Here is a 2,331-nt window from a genome sequence, read left to right as displayed (position 1 = left end):
ACCAGGTGTTGAACAAACGCCGGAAGATTGATCTCTTCCAGCTCCAGTTTTTCCGAGCCGGTACCCGCTTTTTCGACTTCCAGAATATGCCGGATCAATTGTTCACCATTTTCTGCTGCCCTCCTAATATTTTCGGTAGCTTTTTTCTGATCCGCATCCAATGTGTTATCTGATTCAAGCAAACGACTCCACATATGAATGCTGGAAAAAGGAGTACTTAAATCATGTGATACTATACTGATAAGCGTATTTTTTTCCTGATTCAGCAAGGAAAGCGATTCTTTCTGCCGGTTAATAACCGCATTCACTTTGAGAAGTTGTTTATTAGACCTCCGGTACACGATCAGGCTTATACTAATCAATACCACGATCAGAATAGCCGCCAAACTTAAGGAGCGAAGGTTTCGGTTATTTAGTTTTTCATGCTCCACGGCTGCCTGCAATAAACGGTTCTGCGCCTCTCTGTCCTTGGCATTGTAACGCTCCTGCATTTCCGCAATAGAAGCCGTTGTATTCTGGTTTACCAATGCGGTATCCAATTGATACCACAATTGCTGAAACTCAAAAGCTTTGCGGTAATTTCCCTGTCGCTCATAAAATTTGGCAAGCAGTGAATAGGATTCTGCTTCTTTAGGCCGGGAGTTTAACTGCCGAGAAACGCGAAGAGCTTCTTCGCAATAGAACCTGGCAGAATCCATCTGGCCCAGCTCAATATATACATCACCGATATTCAGGTAATCTGTCCATAAATTCCCCAATTGATCGGGAGACTGGTGCAAATGTTTATTGGTGCTGAAATACTGAAGTGCTTTGCGAAAATCCTTCTTCTTAAAATATACATTGCCCAGGTTATTATACAGGGTGGGAAGTGTTTCAGATGTATTATAGGCCGTGGAGAGGCGCAAGCCTTCCTCCAGGAAAAGCAGTGCGCTATCGGGTTTGTTCAACAGGTTATAAATAGCACCCAGGTTACCCAGTCCGGATATAATGTTAGAAACCTCGCCTCTTTTCATGGAAAGTTGGAGCGATTGGCGGTAAACGTCCTTTGCCTTTTCATATTGCTTCACCTCACTGTAGGTAATGGCCAGGTCGCTTAGGGCAGCTATTTCATATTCTACGAACTGGTGCGTTCTTGCATCATTCAGTGTTTTCAGGTACCAGAAAATAGCTTCTTCGTAATTTCCGGCATACTCTTCGGCAAGGCCTTTTAAGCGGTTGGCCAGGATAAAGCCTTTGATAAAATCAAGTTGCTGAGCCGCTTCCTCTATGAGGCGGGCATTTAATTTTAATGAATCAATGCGGTCATCGGAATAATCCAGTGATTGATCATACAGGTTTTTTATGGCATTTGTATCCGGTACCTGAGCGTATACAGGGGTGAAGCCAATAGTACAAGCGAAGGCTGCTGATATGAGCCAGTACTTTATCAATCGATAAGGTTATTCCTCAATGCAAATTTCACCAAACCAACCGTATTCTGTACCCCGAGTTTGGCAATAAGATTTTTCCGGTGCGTTTCAATAGTGCTGATACTTAAAAACAACTGTTGGGCAATTTCTGCATTGCTGAACTCTTTACACACCAGCCGAAGCACCTCAATTTCGCGTTTAGACAGGATCTCATCTACCTTGCGGTCCTCAATAGTTAAGGTATTGCGAAAGGTTTCGGCGCCCATGATATCGACTTCCTTACTAAAATAAGTACCACCGCGGCTTACGGTCTGAATCCCGTTTACCAATTCCTCTACCGAAGCGTTTTTCAGAATATAGCCCTGGATCTGAAACTTGGAAAGTTTATGTACGTAGCGCGATCCCCGCATAAGGGTCAGGTATAAGATCTTTTGTTGGGGCCTTATCCTCCGGATTTCCTTCAACAGATCGTCCTCCTCCATATCGGGTAGGTTCACATCTAATAACAAAATATCCTCCGGGGAAAGGCTGGGAAGCAGCTCCAATAACTGACGGGCGCTTTGACAGGTTCCAGTAACCTGAATAGCGGATTGTTTTGCCAATAATAAGGAGAGCCCCTCCAGGTACATTTCATGATCATCAATTATAAAAACCCTGGTCATAGCTTGCTTGCTGTTTAAAAGAATCGTGGTTAACGGATCGTAAACCTATTACAAAGAAACTATATTTTATTCCGTCCTCTAATAAACTGCTTATAAATTTTCAATAATACCGGCTATCCCTTGTCCGCCGCCAACACAAGCGGTTACCATTCCATATTTTTTACCCAATCTTTTCATATCATTAATAACCTGGATACTTAATTTAGCCCCGGTACAACCCAGCGGATGCCCCAGGGCAATAGCGCCTCCATTAATATTAA

At 43.3% G+C, this 2,331-nt stretch carries 3 protein-coding genes; all 3 read right to left on the bottom strand.

Annotation, left to right across the window (positions count from 1 at the left end):
* Window positions 1-1,430: tetratricopeptide repeat protein (locus A1D16_RS00995; protein WP_290706848.1), on the bottom strand; the 1,430-nt coding region annotated here is incomplete at its 3' end.
* Window positions 1,427-2,071: a response regulator transcription factor gene (locus A1D16_RS00990; RefSeq protein WP_290706846.1), complete on the bottom strand. Its 645-nt coding sequence runs from the start codon at window positions 2,069-2,071 to the stop codon at window positions 1,427-1,429. The genes A1D16_RS00990 and A1D16_RS00995, both read right to left, overlap by 4 nt.
* A 90-nt stretch (window positions 2,072-2,161) precedes the next feature.
* The gene (locus A1D16_RS00985) at window positions 2,162-2,326 is read right to left on the bottom strand and encodes a hypothetical protein (RefSeq protein ID WP_290706999.1); all 165 of its coding nucleotides are present in this window, start codon (window positions 2,324-2,326) and stop codon (window positions 2,162-2,164) included.
* Between the last annotated feature and the right edge of the window lie 5 nt (window positions 2,327-2,331).

It is taken from the genome of Flavihumibacter sp. CACIAM 22H1, assembly GCF_001601815.1.
In the GTDB taxonomy this organism is placed as follows: Bacteria; Bacteroidota; Bacteroidia; order Chitinophagales; family Chitinophagaceae; genus Flavihumibacter.
This window is presented reverse-complemented; position numbering and strand designations above follow the sequence as displayed.

What these genes read in the sequence shown, in the direction of transcription:
- A1D16_RS00990 (WP_290706846.1), bottom strand. Translation starts at nt 2,071, where the DNA reads ATGACCAGGGTTTTTATAATTGATGATCATGAAATGTACCTGGAGGGG.